This is a genomic window from Endothiovibrio diazotrophicus (assembly GCF_054657215.1).
In genome coordinates this window covers 1-292 of record NZ_BAAHXB010000360.1, presented here as the reverse complement: position 1 = coordinate 292, position 292 = coordinate 1, and the positions used below count along the sequence as shown (strand labels likewise).

Sequence of the window (292 nt, the reverse complement as noted above, 5' to 3'; positions counted from 1 at the left end):
TGACGGCGCGCCCGAGGAGACGGTCGCCGTCGAAGCCGTAGGCGGCGAGCTGGCCGTCGCGGTAGCTCCACAGGCGGCTGCGCACCGGGTCCACCGCCAGCGCGCCGGGGGCGCCGCTCTCGGCGATGGCCAGTTGGGGATCGCCGTTGGCGGCGTCGAGCTTGAGGGTGTCGCCGGGGCGGGCGAGCCACAGCGCGGGGCGATGGTCGGGATCGATGGCGGCGAGGCTGGAGGCGACGCTCAGCAGGCCGGAGATGGCGAGAACGAGACGGCGTCCCCAGCGACGCCCAGA

The 292-nt window shown here is 75.3% G+C and carries 1 protein-coding gene; it reads right to left on the bottom strand.

What is annotated here, in order from left to right; genetic code table 11:
• Positions 1-292 (bottom strand): hypothetical protein (locus tag ACYQ2W_RS26815; protein ID WP_459874202.1); only part of this gene is annotated, 292 nt, incomplete at both ends.